This window comes from Galbibacter sp. BG1, assembly GCF_013391805.1.
Classification (GTDB): Bacteria; Bacteroidota; Bacteroidia; order Flavobacteriales; family Flavobacteriaceae; genus Galbibacter.
Genome location: NZ_CP058364.1, coordinates 1,545,593 through 1,564,271, shown reverse-complemented (window position 1 = coordinate 1,564,271; position 18,679 = coordinate 1,545,593). Strand labels below are relative to the sequence as shown.

General features: G+C 37.1%; 15 protein-coding genes. 4 read left to right on the top strand and 11 right to left on the bottom strand.

Features of this window, described 5'->3' with window-relative positions:
* Positions 1 to 7: 7 nt before the first annotated feature.
* From HX109_RS06935 to HX109_RS06925, 3 genes are all read left to right on the top strand, one after another.
* On the top strand, positions 8 to 5,539 hold the full coding sequence (locus HX109_RS06935; RefSeq protein WP_178950550.1) for an alpha-2-macroglobulin family protein: 5,532 nt from the start codon (positions 8 to 10) through the stop codon (positions 5,537 to 5,539).
* The gene (gene pbpC / locus HX109_RS06930) at positions 5,518 to 7,896 is read left to right on the top strand and encodes a penicillin-binding protein 1C (protein ID WP_178950548.1); all 2,379 of its coding nucleotides are present in this window, start codon (positions 5,518 to 5,520) and stop codon (positions 7,894 to 7,896) included. Before HX109_RS06935 ends, pbpC begins: the two co-directional genes overlap by 22 nt.
* A gap of 106 nt (positions 7,897 to 8,002) precedes the next feature.
* The gene (locus tag HX109_RS06925; protein ID WP_178950546.1) at positions 8,003 to 9,655 is read left to right on the top strand and encodes a glycerol-3-phosphate dehydrogenase/oxidase; all 1,653 of its coding nucleotides are present in this window, start codon (positions 8,003 to 8,005) and stop codon (positions 9,653 to 9,655) included.
* 173 nt (positions 9,656 to 9,828) lie between these two features.
* Here the strand turns inward: HX109_RS06925 and HX109_RS06920 are convergent, their stop codons facing one another.
* The 9 genes from HX109_RS06920 to HX109_RS06885 all read right to left on the bottom strand — a co-directional run bounded on the left by HX109_RS06920 (position 9,829) and on the right by HX109_RS06885 (position 15,928).
* Positions 9,829 to 10,011, bottom strand: a complete 183-nt coding sequence (locus tag HX109_RS06920; RefSeq protein ID WP_178950544.1) for an SH3 domain-containing protein — start codon at positions 10,009 to 10,011, stop codon at positions 9,829 to 9,831.
* Between the two features lie 74 nt (positions 10,012 to 10,085).
* On the bottom strand, positions 10,086 to 10,292 hold the full coding sequence (locus tag HX109_RS06915; protein WP_178950542.1) for a hypothetical protein: 207 nt from the start codon (positions 10,290 to 10,292) through the stop codon (positions 10,086 to 10,088).
* A gap of 233 nt (positions 10,293 to 10,525) precedes the next feature.
* Positions 10,526 to 10,798 carry a hypothetical protein gene (locus HX109_RS06910; protein WP_178950540.1) on the bottom strand — a complete coding sequence of 91 codons (273 nt, stop codon included), beginning with the start codon at positions 10,796 to 10,798 and terminating at the stop codon, positions 10,526 to 10,528.
* Positions 10,799 to 10,889: 91 nt separating this feature from the next.
* A protein-coding gene (locus HX109_RS06905) for an IS3 family transposase (RefSeq protein ID WP_178949636.1) occupies positions 10,890 to 12,019 on the bottom strand; the annotation gives its coding sequence in 2 pieces (ribosomal slippage) (positions 10,890 to 11,758 and positions 11,758 to 12,019; 1,131 coding nt in all).
* Positions 12,020 to 12,069: 50 nt separating this feature from the next.
* A complete protein-coding gene (locus HX109_RS06900; protein WP_178950538.1) occupies positions 12,070 to 12,771 on the bottom strand; it encodes a hypothetical protein in 702 nt (233 codons plus the stop codon).
* A 33-nt stretch (positions 12,772 to 12,804) separates the two neighbouring features.
* Positions 12,805 to 12,915: a hypothetical protein gene (locus tag HX109_RS16405; protein WP_410504060.1), complete on the bottom strand. Its 111-nt coding sequence runs from the start codon at positions 12,913 to 12,915 to the stop codon at positions 12,805 to 12,807.
* A gap of 188 nt (positions 12,916 to 13,103) precedes the next feature.
* Positions 13,104 to 13,769 carry a response regulator transcription factor gene (locus tag HX109_RS06895; RefSeq protein ID WP_178950537.1) on the bottom strand — a complete coding sequence of 222 codons (666 nt, stop codon included), beginning with the start codon at positions 13,767 to 13,769 and terminating at the stop codon, positions 13,104 to 13,106.
* Positions 13,770 to 13,782: 13 nt separating this feature from the next.
* Positions 13,783 to 15,732: a tetratricopeptide repeat-containing sensor histidine kinase gene (locus HX109_RS06890; protein WP_178950535.1), complete on the bottom strand. Its 1,950-nt coding sequence runs from the start codon at positions 15,730 to 15,732 to the stop codon at positions 13,783 to 13,785.
* Positions 15,733 to 15,763: 31 nt separating this feature from the next.
* Positions 15,764 to 15,928, bottom strand: a complete 165-nt coding sequence (locus tag HX109_RS06885; protein WP_178950533.1) for a hypothetical protein — start codon at positions 15,926 to 15,928, stop codon at positions 15,764 to 15,766.
* Between the two features lie 317 nt (positions 15,929 to 16,245).
* On the opposite strand from HX109_RS06885, the gene HX109_RS06880 reads away from it, so the two are divergent.
* The gene (locus tag HX109_RS06880; RefSeq protein ID WP_178950531.1) at positions 16,246 to 16,998 is read left to right on the top strand and encodes a hypothetical protein; all 753 of its coding nucleotides are present in this window, start codon (positions 16,246 to 16,248) and stop codon (positions 16,996 to 16,998) included.
* A 31-nt stretch (positions 16,999 to 17,029) separates the two neighbouring features.
* On the opposite strand, the gene HX109_RS06875 is transcribed toward HX109_RS06880, so the two are convergent.
* Complete coding sequence (locus tag HX109_RS06875) at positions 17,030 to 17,401, bottom strand: hypothetical protein (protein WP_255462807.1); 372 nt, start codon at positions 17,399 to 17,401, stop codon at positions 17,030 to 17,032.
* 20 nt (positions 17,402 to 17,421) lie between these two features.
* Positions 17,422 to 18,477 carry a type I restriction endonuclease gene (locus HX109_RS06870; RefSeq protein ID WP_178950529.1) on the bottom strand — a complete coding sequence of 352 codons (1,056 nt, stop codon included), beginning with the start codon at positions 18,475 to 18,477 and terminating at the stop codon, positions 17,422 to 17,424.
* Positions 18,478 to 18,679: the final 202 nt, after the last annotated feature.

The window sequence follows — 18,679 nt, the reverse complement described above, 5'->3', positions numbered from 1 at the left end:
TACTTAAATGACTTTTCCAAGAATTTTATTTTTACTGCTGGCCGTTTTGGTGCTAGGCTGTAAAAACAAACAAGAGGATGCCAAAACTCAAAAGGAAAACCTCCTTAAGTTTCGCGCCTATGTTTCTGATGTTTCCGCTGGCATCATTTCAGCCAAGTCGGATGTTCGTGTGGTATTGAGAAATCCTTCAAACAAACTTAAAGAGAACATGGTTTTAGACGACGGGCTCTTCACAGTATCCCCACACACCGATGGAAAAGTTGTAGCCTTAAACAACCAAACCATTGCTTTCATTCCAGAAAAAGGGTTTCAGCAGGATAAAGAATATACGTTTGAATTGGATCTAGACCGATTGATAGACGACCTTCCATCGGAGTTTAAAGATTTTTCTTTTCAAGTAAAAACCATTAAGCAGGAGTTTAATGTAACCACGGAAAACTTACAGTCGTATTCCAAAAGCTGGCAGTACTTGGAAGGAAATCTGCGCAGTAGCGATGTAATAAGTTTAAAAGAAGCAGAAGGATTGGTAACTGCTTATCAAAATGGGAAAAGCCTAGATATAAAATTTGATGAAACTGTTGGAGAAGGAACACAGATGCCTTTTAAAATAGATAGCATTCAACGTTTCGACGACGATTCTACCATAGAAATTCAATGGGATGGCCACCCGCTCGGGCTCAATGACAAAGGAGAAGCAAAAGTTACCATTCCTGGAAAAAACAATTTCTCTGTGGTCGATATTCACACCTTTCAGGGTGAGAACCAATATTTGGAAATTAATTTCTCCGATCCGCTTAACAAAACACAGAACTTAGACGGTTTAATTACTTTGGAAGGTTCAGAAAAAATGAAATTTATTATCGATGGCAACATTTTAAAAGCATATCCCAGTGAAAAAATTAAAGGTGTTAGTCAGCTTAATATCTTTCAAGGCGTACAAAGTTCAGATGGCTATAAGCTAAAAAATATTTTTAGTGAAAATATTGCCTTCGAGCAATTAAAGCCCCAAGTGCGCTTGCTTAGCAGCGGAACGATATTACCCTCTTCCAACAATCTTAAAATTAATTTTGAAGCCGTAAACCTAAAGGCGGTAGATGTAACTGTTATAAAGATATATCAAAACAATATTCTTCAGTATTTACAAAATGAAGACATCAACGGGACAGGCAATCTTAGAACAGTGGCAAGGCCCGTAGCCAAAAAAGCCATTCAATTACAAAGCAATCTTACCAAAAATACGGGTAATTGGCGTGCATATGCAATAGATTTACGAGAGCTTATTTCCCCAGATCCCGGAGCAATTTACCGTGTGGAGTTTTCCTTCGGAAGAAATTACAGCGCCTACCGATGCGATAACAATGAAGATAATACAGTTTTTCAGCTAAACAATTACGACGATTACAAGGAAGAAGTAGCTTCATCTGAGGAATGGAACCCTACTGAAAACTACAGTTATTACAACGATTATTACGAAGATTACAATTGGAATGAAAGGGAGAATCCTTGCAGCAACTCCTATTACCACAACAAAACAGTTAAAACAAATGTAATTGCAAGCGATATTGGCTTAACCGTAAAAAAAGGAAAGAATGAAAGCTATTTTGTAGTAGTCAATAATTTAATAACTACCGATCCCCTTGCCGGTACCAAAGTTACTTTTTACAACTACCAACAACAGCCTTTGGGAGATTTAATAACCGATGCCACAGGAACCTCCATTTTCGATGCTCCAGCACCGGTTTATTTTGCGGTGGCCGAAAGAAACAATCAAAAAACCTATATTAAGCTTAACGACGGCAATGCACTTTCGGTAAGTAAATTTGATGTAGCGGGAAGAGAACTTCAAAAAGGGATTAAAGGGTTTATCTATGGTGAAAGGGGTGTTTGGAGACCTGGTGATTCCATTTTCTTGAATTTTATTTTAAACGACCAAAACAATAGAATTCCGGAATCGCATCCAGTAAAATTCGAGTTGATTGACCCTTACGGGAAAATAGTGGATAAAAAATCGGTTAACAATAGTATTGGAGGCTTTTATAATTTTAATACTTCCACAAACTCCAGTGCCCCAACAGGTAAATGGACTGCTAAAATTCATGTGGGCGGCGCCACTTTTACCAAACAGCTGAATATTGAAACCATAAAACCCAACCGTTTAAAAATTAAGGTAGATTTTAATCAAGAGATCCTATCCTCCAAAAGCCCTATTCAAGGAAATATGGCGGTTAATTGGCTGCATGGCGCCATTGCCAAAAACATGAAAAGCGATATTAAAGTACGTTTTTCAGCTTCCAAAACCAATTTCGAAGGTTTTCCAAAATATACTTTCGACGATCCTACCCGAAAGTTTACGGCTGAAGATCAAACAGTTTTCGAAGGAAACGTTAATACCGAAGGAAAGGCCAGTTTTAGTTTAAAACCTCAACTGGAAAATAAAGCGCCAGGAATGCTGAATGCTTCCTTCATCACCAAAGTATATGAAACCGGTGGGGATTTTAGTACCGATGTTTTTTCAAAACCATACTCTCCCTACCATACGTATGTTGGCTTAAGGGTACCCGATGGGGATGCCGCTAGAAACATGCTTCTAACCGATGAAAAACACACATTTGAAGTAGCTACAGTTGATGAGCAGGGGCAGCCAAAGGCGGTAGAAAATCTTAAAGTTTCCGTTTATAAAATTGATTGGAGATGGTGGTGGGATACCTCTGAAGATAACCTATCAACGTTTAATGCCGATGATTATCAAGAAGAGGTATATTCCAAAAAAATAAACACAAATAGTAAGGGGAATGCCACTTTTAATTTCGAGTTAAAATATCCCGAATGGGGGCGTTATTTAGTAAGGGCTGAAGATCCTAAAAGCGGACATACAACTGGGGAAACCGTCTATTTCGATTGGCCTGGTTGGGCTGGAAAGTCCAAAAATCAAGATCCAGAAGCAGCAACTATGCTCGTTTTTTCTGCTGATAAAGAAAGTTACAAAGTAGGTGAAAACGCCACCGTTACTTTTCCTTCCAGTGAAGGTGGGAGAGCGTTAGTAACTGTAGAAAATGGAAATGAAGTTTTAAATTCTATGTGGATTATACCGCAAGAGGGAGAAACCAAATTTGAAATCCCTATCGAAGCACTCTACACTCCAAACGTTTACATACATATCTCCTTGTTGCAACCACATGCATCCACAGTAAGCGATGTACCCATACGTATGTACGGGGTTATTCCCATTTCGGTAACCAATCCAGAAACTATTTTAGAACCTACCATTAGCATGCCCAACTCCCTTAAACCAGAAGAAAGTTTTAAAGTAAAAGTAGCCGAGAAAAATGGAAAGGCGATGACGTATACTTTAGCCGTTGTAGATGAAGGTTTATTGGATCTAACACGATTTAAAACACCCAATCCTTGGGATCATTTTTTTGCCAGGGAAGCTTTAGGGGTAAAAACTTGGGACATTTACGATGAGGTAATTGGAGCATTTGGCGGCAGAGTCGATCAAGTTTTTAGCATTGGTGGAGATGGAATGGCCGCAGGGGCAAAGAACAAAAAGGCGAATAGGTTTAAGCCGATGGTCGTTTATTTGGGTCCGTTTGAACTTTCAGAAAACAGCAGCAAAACCCACACGATACACGTTCCAAAATATGTTGGGGCGGTTCGCACTATGGTTATTGCAGGAAATGTAGAAAAGAACGCCTATGGGATTGCCGAAAATTCCACTCCTGTGAAAAAACCCGTAATGGTTTTGGCTTCGGCTCCCAGAAAAATTACACCCAAAGAAAAAGTAACCCTTCCGGTAACTGTTTTTGCGATGGAAAAAAATATCAAAAACGTTACTGTTACGTTAGAAGAAAACAACAAATACACCATAGTGGGCGATAAGACCAAAACGGTAACCTTCGACCAACCAGATGAAAAAATGGTGTACTTCGATTTTCAGGTAAATAATATTTCGGGAATAGGAGAAATAAAAGTAAACGCAAGGGCAAATGGCGAAAAGGCATCTTATGAAATTGAATTGGACGTAGTAAATCCAAATCCGTATTCCACAATTGTAAAAGAAGCGATCTTAGAACCGAATGGAACGCAGGAAATTTCTTTTGAAACCTTTGGAATTGATGGAAGCAACAGCGCCCAAATAGAATTTTCTACGCTTCCCCCCATGAATTTTACAAGTCGACTGGAATATCTCATTAAATATCCTCACGGTTGTGTGGAGCAAACAACATCGGCTGCTTTTCCTCAACTCTATTTAACTGATATTTTTGATTTGACCTTTGCTAAAAAGAAAGACATTCAGAAAAATATTGAAAAAGCGATTAACCGACTCCAAAATTTTCAATTACCAAACGGCGGCTTCTCCTACTGGCAAGGACAAAACAATGCCAGTGACTGGGGAACTTCCTACGCTGGCCACTTTTTACTGGAGGCCGAAAAGAAAGGTTATGTGTTGCCTATCAGTTTTAAATCCAAATGGATAAGCTATCAGCAGCAAATGGCAAAACAATGGCGGTATACCCACAACGGTTCAGGTCTATCGCAGGCTTACCGATTATACTCATTGGCATTATCGGGCAATGCCGATGTTTCTTCCATGAATCGTCTAAGGGAAACTTCCAGTATTTCCAATGAAGCAAAACATAGATTGGCGGCTGCCTACGCACTTATTGGTCAAAAGGAGGCCGCAAAAACTATTTTTAATACTGCCAACATAAATTTTGCCCCTGTGGAATACGATTATTATACCTATGGTTCGACCGAAAGAAATAAAGCCATGGCGTTGGAAACCCTTATCGTATTAAAAGATAAAAAGGCAGCACAGGAGTTGGCGCAGCTAATAGCCAAAGATTTAGCTTCCAATACCTGGATGAGTACACAAACCACCGCATATGGATTACTTTCCATGGCCAAATTCGCCAAATATGTGGGAGGAAAAGGAATTCAGCTTTCTTATTCCTTTAATCAGGAAAATACTTCCATTGAAACCGACAAAACCCTTGCCAACAGAAATCTTTCCATAAAAAAAGGTTCGAACGTCATCAGTATAACTAACAAAAAGGACAATACTGTTTTTGTAAGGGTATTAAATACCGGAAAATTACCAGTTGGCGAAGAAAAAACTGAAAGTAGGAATTTAAATTCGGTTGTAGCTTTTAAAGGTGTGGATGGAAAACCTATCGACATAACAAACCTTACGCAAGGAACCAATTTTATTGCAGAAGTCACCATTACAAACACGAAGGCAGAAGCGATAAAAAATGTGGCACTTACAGAAATTTTCCCTAGTGGATGGGAACTTATAAATACCAGGTTTACGGATATTGGGGCGTTTGAAGAAAACAAGGCCAAATATACCGATTTAAGGGATGACCGTGCCAATTTTTATTTTGACTTAAAGGAAAATGAAAGTAAGACTTTTAGAATTTTATTGAATGCTTCCTATCTCGGCAGCTACTATTTACCGGGAATACAAGCGGAAGCCATGTATGACGATGATTTTATGGTAAGAACTAAAGGAAAATGGATAAACGTAACACCATAAATCCGCTTTATTTTTTCGAATATCTATGGAAAAAGCACCGCGTAAAATCAGTATTAATTCTGCTGTTTTTATTTGTTTACTATTTTTCCCTTCCGAAGCAACTTTTTGAGAGTCCCACTTCCACCGTAATCCAAAGTAACGACGGTAAATTGTTGGGGGCTCATATTGCAGAAGACGAACAATGGCGTTTTCCGGCAAATGATAGCATACCAAGAAAATTTAAAGAGTGTATACTCGCTTTCGAAGACGCCCATTTTTATCGGCATCCCGGGTTTAACCCTATTTCTATCGCTAAGGCGCTTTATACCAACCTGGAATCTGGGAAAATAGTAAGGGGCGGAAGTACTTTAACACAACAAGTGATAAGGCTTTCCAGAAAAGGAAAGAACCGTACCTATTTTGAAAAACTGATAGAGCTGGTTTTGGCAACACGGTTAGAACTTCGCTATTCCAAAGATAAAATTTTAAACCTTTATGCCACCCATGCGCCATTTGGGGGCAATGTAGTGGGATTAGAAATGGCTTCATGGCGTTATTTTGGAGTACAAGCTAGCCAACTTTCTTGGGCAGAAAGTGCTACATTGGCTGTTTTACCCAATGCCCCTGCACTTATCTATCCCGGGAAAAACAAAAAGCAATTGAAGCAAAAAAGAGATCGACTGCTTCAAAAATTATTTAAGACAAAGGTTATAGACTCCCTTACCTTTAAATTGGCAGTTGCAGAGCAACTCCCCGCAAAACCCTACCCCCTTCCGCAGCTAGCCCCCCATTTATTAGCTTTGGTTGACAACAGGCATGCAGGTGAAAAAGTTACGACCACAATTGACTATGAACTGCAATCAAGCACTAATAACATCGTAAAAAGGCATTATGAGCATTTGAAGCAAAACCAAGTGTTCAATGCAGGGGTTATGGTTATGGATATCGAATCCAGAAAAGTTTTAGCTTATGTGGGGAACACGCCTACTTCCGGTACTCATCAAAAATATGTGGATGTTATTCAAGCTCCGAGAAGTACGGGAAGTATTCTTAAACCATTTTTATATGCCGCTATGATGGATAGTGGCGAATTACTCCCAAATAGTTTGGTTGCCGATGTACCCACTCAAATAGCAGGCTATCAACCTAAAAATTTTGACGAGCAATACAGTGGCGCAGTTCCGGCAAGCGAGGCATTGGCAAGATCTCTAAATGTACCTGCAGTTCGACTTTTACAAGAATACGGACTTGAAAAATTTAGGGAACAACTTAATGATTTTCATCAAAAAGACATTAATAAATCTGCAAATTACTACGGCCTATCGTTAATACTGGGAGGTGCAGAAAGCAATTTATGGGATCTGTGCAGGGCGTACGCCGGAATGGCTGGAACAGTTACCCACTTTACCGAAACTTCCAGTGAGTATTATAAAAATGAATTTGCTGCGCCTATTATTTTAGATAAACAACAAGTTAACTTCGGGAAAAAAAGCTTGGATAAAACCGTTTTCGATGCCGGTAGTTTTTTTTTAACCTTGCAGGCATTAAAAGAAGTTAACAGACCTGGTGAGGACGCATGGAAATTTTTCGAATCGGCAGAAGATATTGCATGGAAAACTGGCACAAGCTTTGGTAACCGTGATGCTTGGGCCATTGGAGTTACCAAAAAATACTTGGTAGGGGTTTGGGTAGGAAACGCCGATGGAGAGGGACGCCCAAACTTAACAGGCATAAACAGCGCCGCTCCCATTCTTTTTGATGTTTTTAATATCCTGCCAAAAACAGATTGGTTTCCCACCCCTTTCGATGCACTAACCGAAGTAAACATTTGCAAAAACAGTGGCTATTTGGCTTCTCCTATCTGCCCATCAACCGATATGTTTGTTGCTACGGCTGGAAAAAATTATAAAGTCTGTCCCTATCATCAACTTATCCATTTAGATAGTAAAAAACAATACCGGGTAAATTCCAGTTGCTATCCACTCGAAGACATGGTAACCGAACCTTGGTTTAAACTACCTCCCCTACTGGAATATTACTATACAAATAGTAATGCCAATTACAAACCCCTACCTGAAATGCTTACGGGATGCAAAGGTGCCACCCAAGAAATAATGGATTTTATCTATCCCAAAAACCGTAACAAAATTATTCTTACTAAAAACTTTAAAGGGCAAACGGGCGAAATGATATGTAAAATTGCCCACCCTAAACCAAATACCGTAGTTTTTTGGTATCTGGACAATAGCTATCTCGGAAAAACAACGAATTTTCACGAAATTACCATGTTGCCTTCAGAAGGTGTGCATACCATTACGGTTATTGATGAGGAGGGTAATGAAAAATCGATTTTTATTGAGGTAGAGAAAACTTCATAAACGTAGATTGACTATCAAAACAATTGAAAAGTATGTGAAAAAGTAAGCTTTCTTCTCCCCATTTAAATAATGAAAATTGTATCTTCCGAAGAGGAAATTACAAGGGATGAAAATTACAGAATTCACCAATCTTAATCGCTCTCAAACCGTTTCAGAATTAAAAAGTAACGAATACGACTTGCTAATTATCGGGGGCGGCATAACAGGCGCAGGTATTTTACTGGATGCTGCTTCACGAGGATTGAAAGTAGCACTTATAGAGAAAGCAGATTTCGCATCTGGCACCAGTAGTAAATCCACAAAGTTAATCCATGGCGGACTCCGGTATTTAAAGCAGTTTGATTTTGGCTTGGTAAAAGAAGTGGGAACCGAAAGAGCAGTTGTGCATCAATTGGCCCCGCATCTGGTAATCCCCGAAAAAATGTTATTGCCACTAATAGAAAAAGGTTCCTATGGAAAATGGCTTACCTCGATAGGCCTAAAAATTTACGATTTATTGGCGCAAGTGGATGGGGAAGATCAACGGAAAATGTTGAACAAAGAGGAAACGTTACAACTAGAGCCATTGCTCCCAGAAAGTATTTTAAAAGGCGCCGGCTACTACGCCGAATATAGAACCGACGATGCGCGGCTTACTTTAGAAAATATTAAAACTGCCCTCCATTATAAGGCTACAGCACTAAACTACACACAAGCAATCGATTTTAATTATATAGAAGGAAAAGTTAAAGGCGTTAAAGCAAAAGATATAGTTACAGGCGATTTATTTGACATAAAGAGCAAGTATTTAATAAATGCCACTGGGCCGTGGGTAGACGACGTAAGATCCATTAATAAAAGTAAAAAAGGAAGTAGCCTTCACCTTACAAAAGGAATCCATTTGGTTTTTCCACATAGGAAAATCCCTGTAAGACAATCCGTTTATTTTGATGCCCCTGACGGAAGGATGATTTTTGCAATTCCCAGAGGGAAAATAACCTATGTTGGCACCACAGACACCGATTATTTAGGGGATAAAAATGAAGTTTTTGCCGATCACTCCGATGCTTTTTACCTTATTAAAACAGTAAACTATATGTTCCCGACGCTTAACCTAACGCTCAACGATATTCAGTCTTCTTGGGCAGGGTTACGACCATTGATTCACGAAGAAGGAAAATCGGCCACCGAATTATCCAGAAAAGACGAAATTTTTGAATCTGAAAGCGGACTATTAAGCATTGCTGGAGGAAAACTGACGGGTTACCGAAAGATGGCGGAGCGTGTGGTGGATAGAGCTGTAAAGAAGTTAAATACCACAGAAAATCTATCCTTTGGAAACAGTAAAACCCATGGAATTCCGCTTTGTGGTGGCCCTTGGGAAAGTTTTGCTGAAGTAAAAGCGTATGCTGACCAAATATTCACCTCTCTTGAAAGCGATGAATTTACAAAACGCGATGCTTGGTATTTAACCACAACCTACGGAAAACAAACGGAAACTATTTTAGACTTCTTCAACCGTTTTGATGATGACGACACTATGGCCAGATTACTAAAAGCAGAGTTCCATTTTACAGTAAAACACGAACTGCTTCAGAATCCGCTTGACTTTTTTATCAGACGTACAGGACGTATGTATTTTGATATAGATAGCGTAAAAAAATACTCGCCCATGATTGTAAAAGAGTACCAAAATGTTTTCCAACTGAAAGAAGAGGATTATACCTTTTGGATGCAACGCATTTTAGAGGAAATTGACAGGCATGGGGTGGTGGAATGAAAAAGCCCTGTGCGACGCACAGGGCTCATCCCCCAAAACATAATCGTAATAGCACGATTATTAATTTTTTTAATGTAATTCCGCTAAACAGATGATATTACCTAATTTGGTAACTGAGAAATATCTTCTGAAGATTTTTTTTCATTCTAGTATCTTCAAACAGCTTGTTGTCTTTAATTCACTACAACCACATGCTCCCGATGAACAAATCCAATTGTTTTAGTTGATTTCACTTTTACTTTAATCCAATCTCCTATCATTGCAAGAAAAACAAGTTCTTGGTTCTCTTCAAGTTTTTCCAAAACTATATATTCAACACTTGGTCCCGCACGCAAATTTAATATTGCGGCAGTCACATATAAGGTTTTTAAATAATATTCAGAATATGTGTCATTAGGAAGATTATAAATACCGTAACTTGGATTAGTCCTCAAACTACTTTCAGTAGTAACTTTTCTTTTAGAAGAAAAGCCACTAGAACTTGAGCTGTAGTTTCGGTTTGTAGATTGTGTACTTCTTCGTGAACAAACTCCACAAGAACCTCCATTACTACAATACTTGCAATACTTACAATTCTTACAAGCGGTGCAATAAGATGACCCAGTACACCTACCTGTTTCGTGACTACAGGACACAACTAAACTATTGGATTGACTAAAGGTATTTATACAACCCAGCAACATACAGAATATGAATAGAACAAACTGATATTTTATAAAAGCATATTTCATAAATGGTCTCGTATAAGCGTCAGTTAAGGATTTACGATCGAGGATTTTCCTTGGGAAAATCAGATGTAGTAAACTTGCAACGACCTTTGGTTAAGCTCAAAATTGAGCAATAATTTTTTTACATTATTGTAAGCAGTTTTTATTTTATTAATGAATACCTCAACAATTCAAATTTGAAAGGGGCCAGTTCTTTAAATTTATAGTTCAAAAGGTCCTTTTCTTTCAAAATTTTATTAATCTCTTGATTTCGATAATCGAACCTGCTCATATATTTTTCATTCAATACTTCGCTAACCACGTCTTCGATATACATATTATCACCAAAGTATAAAAAGTCATCACCTAATTCTTTATTCTCGTACTTCCAGTAGTCTGAAACGGACTCAGGAATGTTCAAATCATCATTACTCATGTTTGCTCCGTCTTTTCTTATTTCATCAATTTCTATATGAATATTATAATCTCTGTTGAAGGTTTTGTAAGCTTCCCCATAATAGAACTGCTTAATTTTCTAAAACTGGTTTAAAAATACCGTTTTTAATTCTACTTTGGCTAGCCAAAGTAGAATTAAGTTTTGCATATTTTACCGGAGGGATTTTTCCCAAGGCATCGTGAGGTCTGTGGTTATTGTAGTCATCGACCCATATTTGCGTCTGTTCCCTTACCTGATCAATGTTCTGGAATATGTATTTGTTTAGTACCCCGCGTCTATAGCTGCCATTGAAGCGTTCTATAAAAGCATTTTGGGTTGGTTTCCCAGGCTCTATGTACTGGAAAGCTATCTCGTGCATTTCGCTCCATTGTGATGCGATCTCGGCGATAAATTCCGGCCCATTGTCCATCCGTATCTTCCGGGGCTTCCCTCTTTTGTTGATGAGATGGTTGAGCACCCAAACCACCCGGCTGCTGGTCAATGAAAAGTCTATTTCTATATGGAGCGCCTCCCTGTTAAAATCATCGATGATGTTAAAGGCCCTGAAGCGTCTTTTGTTCTCTAGGACATCGGTTACAAAATCCATGCTCCAGGTATGGTTAAGTTGATCTGGTACATTTAAAGGCTCCTTGACCCTTGCCGGTAAACGTTTCTTTGCCTTTCTTCTCAAGGGAAGCCCCAGTGACACATAGACCCTGTACACCCTTTTATGGTTCCATGGCTTGCCCTCTTCCCGCAATCGGTCGTAAGCCTTCCAAAACCCCTCTTCAGAATGCGCTTCAGCTTTCTCTTTCAAAGCTCGTTCTATCTCACTGTCATCTTTGGCTATCGGGTTGTAGTAATAAACACTCTTGCTCATTCCCAGGACACGGCACGCCCTACTGATACCGTAATGAATGAGCTCTTTGCTGATACTCCGCTTACGGCAGGGCTTTAAAGCTTTTTTTCGATAACCTCCTTGGCCATCTGGTGGTCAAGGGCCAATGTGGCATACATCTGCTTGAGCTTACGGTTTTCCTCTTCGAGCTCCTTTAACCGTTTTAGCTCCTTACCGCTCATCCCTGCATAGCGTTCCCGCCATTTGTAGAAGGCAGCGGTGCTCACACCGTGCTCACGGCTGATCTGAGCAGCTGTTTTGCCGTTGTCGAATTCTTTTAAAATCTTTGCGATCTGTTGCGGACTGAATTTACTCTTTCTCATAATTGCTGTTTAAAATTAATAAAATTATTATACTTCTAAACAGTTCGGTTTTAAGGGGAGCTTACAGTTTCAAGAGTTTTACTTTTGAGGATTTTTTCATTTGTATAGCTTGCTTCCCAATATCTGACAACTGGTTTTGAAAATGGGTTAGTTGTCAAACACCAAGATTTATCTAATGCAGAATAAATTGATGAATAACTGTCTTCATTATCCTTTTCATTGATTTTTGCCTCAATTTTATATCCAAATCTTACTTGGTCAATTTTACCTTTTAAAGGTGTTAGCCTAAACCCAAGATTTATGTTTCTTATTCCACTCGAGTAGCTGTAATATTCTTTCTCAATTATTGCAAGTTCGACTTTGACGTATTGTTCTAAAGAGTTTTCTTCTTTATAATTTTTCCAATAATTTGAAATTGAATCAACCTTTTGTACATAAATACCATATTTTTCATTCCATTCTTTTTCAATACGTTGATTTATGGGTTTAAAGTAAACTGTGTCAGAAGAAAATTTGGCAAAGTCGTATACTTGTTCATAAGTTAAGTCTGCAAATTTTATTTTTTCCATATCAGTTTTTAGAACTGTATCTCTTACGTAAACAATATATTCATAGGTTTTTTGGAATAAAGAATCATTGTCTATTGATTCTTTAAGCTCATTTACAGTCAAAGGTTCAAAAATCGGTTTATCAAGGTGAGAATTACAGCTAAAAAGTCCAATTGCTGTAAATAGAAGTAAAATTTTTTTCATTCTTTATTTTGGTTGGTTTTCGGTTTGTTCAAATTACTGGCAATACCTTATATGTTCTAAATAAGGAAAAAAAGAACCCATTATTTCCTCCGTTTGGTTTATTATATCCTTCGAAGTACCATTCATATCAACATTTTTGAGCATTTCTGCTTTTGCCTCCTGTATCATTCCTTCTCGAGCCAATCCTCCTACAGGAACATAAGTTGCTTTTAATGCTTCATTTTAGTTATCATAAGTATTCGTTTAGATTAGTACCACAAACGTAAGTACAATGCAGAAGGTTTCCTTACGGATAACCGTAGTGAAAAAAGAAAAATGATGTGGTGGGAATACTAGATTAGTCCTAAGTCTTTTACTATAGAAACTAAGTGTGTGGCATTCTTCGCCTTAAAAGAAATCTTAAGTTTATTAAGCCGCTTTTCAATACTGCTTAAACTGGAAGGCTTGATATTTTTTTCTTTAAAAAGGGCTGATATTTCATCTTGCGAATTTCCATTAGCTAACTCCTTCAGCAATAAAATATCAAATTCTTCTATTTCCAAAACTGGTTCTCCATTCATTGCATACGCAATTTCCGGTGATAGGTATTGCTGCGATGTGTAAATGGTTTCTATAGCCGTTTTAAATTCTTTGGCGCTCTCCCTACCTTTGCATATATAAGCACTAATACCAGCCTCTTGAAAAAGGGATTTTATTTTTTGGGGACGGTCTTCGATGGAATATACAATTACTTTAATGGAAGGGTCTTCCGTTAGCACGGCCTTGGCAAGCGCATCTCCAGAATACATTGCGCACTCACGGTGGTCTTGCTTAAATGATAAGTCTGTTATTAATAAATCGTAGGGATTTCGATCCAATACTGCTTTTTTAAATTTCAGTAGAGCATCATCACAATATTTTGCATGGTCTATTTCAAAATCAAACGACTGTTTTAAGTTCGCTATTAAACCTGCGTTTATACTGTCTATATCTTCGGCTATCAATACTTTTTTAAACATGGTTGCTTTTGAATCAGTAGGGAATTTCGATTTTCACTTTACATCCTTTGACGGAATCATCAAAACTAATTTTTCCATTAACCAAATCAATACGGTTTTCCATATTCCTTATTCCATTTCCGCTAGAACGTTGATTATTTTTGATTCCGACTCCATTATCTGAATAGGAAATACTTAATTTATCTCCGGCATTTTTGAAATGAAGAATAACCAGTGTAGCCCCGCTATGCTTCTTCATATTAATTAAAAGTTCCTGAAGAACACGGTACAGTGCTTTCTGTTTAAGGTCGGTTATCTCGGACCAAGGAACATCTTGAATGCCTTTGCTAATTATACTCGTTTCGGCAGTATTGAATCTTGAAAGAAGACTTTTAAGCGTTTCTTCAAACTCAATGCCCGTCTTGATATCGTTAAATTCCCTAGCGATATCCCTTGTTTTTTTATAGAGACTATCTAAAGCATCGATTATAGCTGTTTTTTGGGCAAATGAAATTGTTTCATTTTGAATAAACAATAATATATTAAAAGCATCGTTAGCCAGTTCGTCATGGACTTTTTTGGATATGCCCAATTCAGTGTCGTATATAGCTTTTTCTTTCTCCCTTCGGTGTTTATTTTTTACGTATTTATGCCGCCAAATTGCCACTAGCAACAGTATGACAATAACAACCACATAAACCAAGTTTCTTAACCGAGCTTGGCTGATTTCTAATTCCCTGATTTTCGCTTCTGCCTTTAAATTGGTGTTTTCTTGTCGGTTACGTGTTACATCATACTTTAATTTCGCGTAACTTGTTTTCGCCTGTTCTCGTACCTTGTGAATGCTATCACTAATATCCCTGTATAAAATAGCGTAAGGTCTAGGATTGGCTGAAACGTCTATCAAAATGGATAGCGCTGCTAGTTGGTCGTCTGGATTATTATATGTTTTGGCCGTTTTAAGGGCATTTTTTGCCATACTCAACGCTCTTAAATCGTTTCTATCTGCATAATGCTCTGCCAAATGAATATAACTTGCGTTTAAATTAAAGGCTATATTCCGTTTTTTTCTAAGTTCTAATGCTTCCAATAAATGTTTTTCTGCATCAATATGGTTCAACTTGCTTTTCGCATAAGCCCAATTATCTAGTACTCTTACTCTATGTGAAGTATTATTTGGATTAGTGAAAACCGTATCCTCTTTAATTTCATTCAACAATTGGAAAGCATTTTGATACTTTCCCTGTTTTAAATAAACAACGGCAATGTTATTCTGAATGATGTTTTTGTTGAGCTTGCTTTCTGTCCACTCCAACGCTTTAATATACCAGTATAGCGATTCATTATAATTTTCCCTGTTTTTTGTTATAATCGCTAATGAGTTACACAAGCTGGAATACAATTCTGCATTATCCTGAGCAGTTATGTAACCAATTCCTTCTACGCCGACAACTTCCGCTTCTTCATAGTTTGCCAAATCACTTAAAATTGCAGATAAAAATCTAGATTTTAATGCTACGTTGGTGCTATCTCTAACTTCTTTAAACAATTGAAGAGCTCGGTAGGCATTTAATAACGTGCTGTCTATGCTATTATTTTTATCAAAATAGTACGACTTTAAATAATAACCATCAGCTATTAAGCTGGTGTCTTTATTTTTTCTCTGAAGGTCTAACAGTTTGTTCGCATAATAAATTGCGCTATCCAAAGGCCTTTTACGCCCCAGCAAAACAATACGCTGTCTTAAAAACTTTGCATAGATGGAATCTGAATCGTTTTCCAAAGCTTTAATTCCCAACGCATTTACTTCTAGTGCTTTTTCTATTTCTGAATTGGCCTTTTGTGCATTGGCTTCTAGGTATAGGGAGTCGGTATTATTGGTAGCACCCACATTCTTTTGTTTAGTTTTTGCTTCTTGCTGACACGATATAAGTACACAAAAACAGGTAAAAAAAATGAGGAATGAAAGTAGGTTGGTTTTCATTCCTCAAATGTAAGAATTATAAATACATTTTTCAGTCTACCGGATCGGGGTCATTAGGGTCCCCTCCTGTATGACCATCTTCACCATTGGCTTGATGGTTGTATAGTGCCTCTGTTTCTGAAACATCTTCCGTAGAACAAGAAATAAAACCTGCGTTTATCGAAGCGAGTAATATCAATAAGAATATTTTTTTCATTTTAATAGATTTAAAAATTAAACAAAAAGGTTCCTGCTCGGCCACAGCCAGCTGATTATTCCTTAAGGCAATTGCCTTCTTATAGGAACCGTGTTTTGGGAAGTAGAAATCCTAATACAGCAACATTTTGCCACTTCCCAATGTGCATAAGTCACTGCATTGAGGATTTCCGTAAGAATGATTGTAGCGCTATGGTTATGTTAGCTTTACACAACCAAATCATTCTACGAGGCAAAGTAAATGGTAGAAAGCAGCTTGATTGCGGACAGAACACGGAAAAGGTTGTCTAATTTTTGTTGGACAAGAATGTCTAAATAATGTCTAATAGTATTAATTTTGAATACCAACCAACTGTAATGGATAAGATTGAAGCACTTGTAAGAAAGGTTTTTGAGAAAGCTGAAAAGGAATCGACAAAAAATAGCCCACATGGTCTTAGTGTTTATTTAGAATCGAAATTTCATAACGACCTTAAATGCTACCATAATACTTCCTATAAAACCATAGAGCGTGCCTATAAAAAATATATTGATGCTACAAACCCCCATGCATCAAAACCCAAACATGACTTACTCGAAGCCATGAGCCGGTATTTGGGATATAAAAATTACGAAGACTTTATAAATAACTATTCGGAAGAAAAGCTGGAAAGAGAAACGGATAAGCCAATAAAAGGTACTCCATTAAAACGAAGACCAAAAGAAAGGTTATTGATTTTGATTTTAGGAATTTCCCTTCTCGGAATGTTATGCTTTAACCTATTTTTTACTAACGAAAAAGAATCTTCTTGCATGACTTGGCAAGAAACAAAATTTATAGAAGTTTCCTGTGATTTGAATGACCATAAGACAGCTACAAATACAATTGTTCGGTATGATGCTAAGTTATATAAACACATGAAACGGATTCCCTTAAAGGCAGTTGAAGTAGGGAAATCTTATTATTACAAAGCTGACAAAGATTCTGTTGAGTTCTTTTCTTGGTACGGAAAACACCCCGTTAATGGAGAGGATTTAAAACCGGTTACTGAGTATATGTATGGGAAGTATGTGCGGAATAGATTGAAATGAGGGTTGATAAATAAAAAAATGTAGATGCGATCTATTCAAAATCCGGGGCGCAATTCAAATTATCATTGTAAGGTTGTATATATTTCCAAAATGCTTTACCTGCACTTTCCAAATAATTCATTGAATAGTACATTTTTGTATTTGAACTTACTTGATAAATATATTCGTTACAACCGTATGAATATTTGCTTTTAAAGCAAACAATAGCAAAATAATAGGTTTGATAATCTATCATAATATTATGAAAAGTGACTTTAGAAATTGCAGAGCTTGAGTAACTGGTATAGGTTGTGCCATAACTTTCGGATTTAATATATTCAATCATTTCTGAACACGTTTGAGCTTTAAGGCTTTGCAATGCAATACATACAATTGCAATATAAATAATTGATTTAACCATCATATATAAATTTAAAACACTTCCTACTCCCCATCATAAAAACCAACTGTTTTCAAAAGCTGACTTTCAAAGTTGTATATATCATCTACAGATTCTATTTTTTCCTTAATTTCATTTTTATCCTTATCAAATAAGCCTATATACTTTACTCCGCCATTTAGGTGAAGTCTACATATTGGTTTCCTATTGTTATCGTCTAGCAGAATTCCAAAATAAGATTGCGTGTCTCGGTGAACTACTCTTGTTTTATCCAGCTTTCGCCTTAAAATTGCAAGTACAATTTGGTAACCCTCCAATTCTTCTTCGGTGGTTTCAATCTGATTTTTTGGTATTTCCTCAACATGATCTTCTTCTTGTTGCTTTTCTTGTTCTTTGTTTAAAGCTGAATTTAATCTGTCATTTACCTTTTCACTAATTATTTGACTGAATGCCTTTCCAACAATTTCTGTGAATTCATCCATAACTTTTGAAGTCAATCTACCACTGTATGCTCTATTAGCAAACAGTTTCACGAAATCATGAGAGGGGTTTTGTAATTCTTCATCAATTAAGCTCTTTACCTCCCTTGTATATTTAAGATTGCTAGCATTATCAACAATTGTAGAAACATCAAATTTTGACTTATGGAATTTTTCAATTTCTTTAACGGTGATCTCCTTAATCTTAGTAATATCAAACTCTAAGAAAGGCTTTTCATCCATTTTATTGGTTTCCTCCAAATCAGTGTAAAAACGATAAATAATGCCATTGGTAAGCAGGGAAAATCTAGTTTTGGTAACATGAAAATATCTAAAAAGCTGAGAATTGTGAACATTCAAATCCTGTTTCCAGTGCTTGCACTCGATAATTAAAATGGGAACTCCATTTTGGAATATCGCGTAATCTACTTTCTCTCCCTTTTTTAGCCCTAAATCAGCCGTAAACTCAGGAACAACTTCGGTAGGATTGAATGTATCATATCCTAAAATGTTTATAAAAGGAAGTGTAAACGCATGCTTAGTAGATTCCTCTGTATCTATTTTATCCTTTAAAAGTTCAATCTTATCAGCAAGCCCTTTTAGTTGATTGTAAAGTTCCATATTCTTAAATATTTGATTGAAAAACTTAATAAAATCGGTTCATTAAAACTTCTATATTTAGTTTCAAACCAATTTCATAAATCAAAACAATCAAATAATCAACAAGTTACCTTACGGTTTTCCATAAAAACTGAATAAATATATTGAAAGAAGTGCCTTTTATGTTTTTTAAAAAGCAACTATTGAGCTTATATCACCCAGG

What these genes read in the sequence shown, in the direction of transcription:
- HX109_RS06935 (WP_178950550.1), top strand. Translation starts at nt 8, where the DNA reads ATGACTTTTCCAAGAATTTTATTTTTACTGCTGGCCGTTTTGGTGCTA.
- pbpC (WP_178950548.1), top strand. Translation starts at nt 5,518, where the DNA reads ATGGATAAACGTAACACCATAAATCCGCTTTATTTTTTCGAATATCTA.
- HX109_RS06925 (WP_178950546.1), top strand. Translation starts at nt 8,003, where the DNA reads ATGAAAATTACAGAATTCACCAATCTTAATCGCTCTCAAACCGTTTCA.
- HX109_RS06910 (WP_178950540.1), bottom strand. Translation starts at nt 10,798, where the DNA reads ATGAGTAATGATGATTTGAACATTCCTGAGTCCGTTTCAGACTACTGG.
- HX109_RS06900 (WP_178950538.1), bottom strand. Translation starts at nt 12,771, where the DNA reads ATGAAAAAAATTTTACTTCTATTTACAGCAATTGGACTTTTTAGCTGT.
- HX109_RS16405 (WP_410504060.1), bottom strand. Translation starts at nt 12,915, where the DNA reads ATGCTCAAAAATGTTGATATGAATGGTACTTCGAAGGATATAATAAAC.
- HX109_RS06895 (WP_178950537.1), bottom strand. Translation starts at nt 13,769, where the DNA reads ATGTTTAAAAAAGTATTGATAGCCGAAGATATAGACAGTATAAACGCA.
- HX109_RS06890 (WP_178950535.1), bottom strand. Translation starts at nt 15,732, where the DNA reads ATGAAAACCAACCTACTTTCATTCCTCATTTTTTTTACCTGTTTTTGT.
- HX109_RS06885 (WP_178950533.1), bottom strand. Translation starts at nt 15,928, where the DNA reads ATGAAAAAAATATTCTTATTGATATTACTCGCTTCGATAAACGCAGGT.
- HX109_RS06880 (WP_178950531.1), top strand. Translation starts at nt 16,246, where the DNA reads ATGTCTAATAGTATTAATTTTGAATACCAACCAACTGTAATGGATAAG.
- HX109_RS06875 (WP_255462807.1), bottom strand. Translation starts at nt 17,401, where the DNA reads ATGATGGTTAAATCAATTATTTATATTGCAATTGTATGTATTGCATTG.
- HX109_RS06870 (WP_178950529.1), bottom strand. Translation starts at nt 18,477, where the DNA reads ATGGAACTTTACAATCAACTAAAAGGGCTTGCTGATAAGATTGAACTT.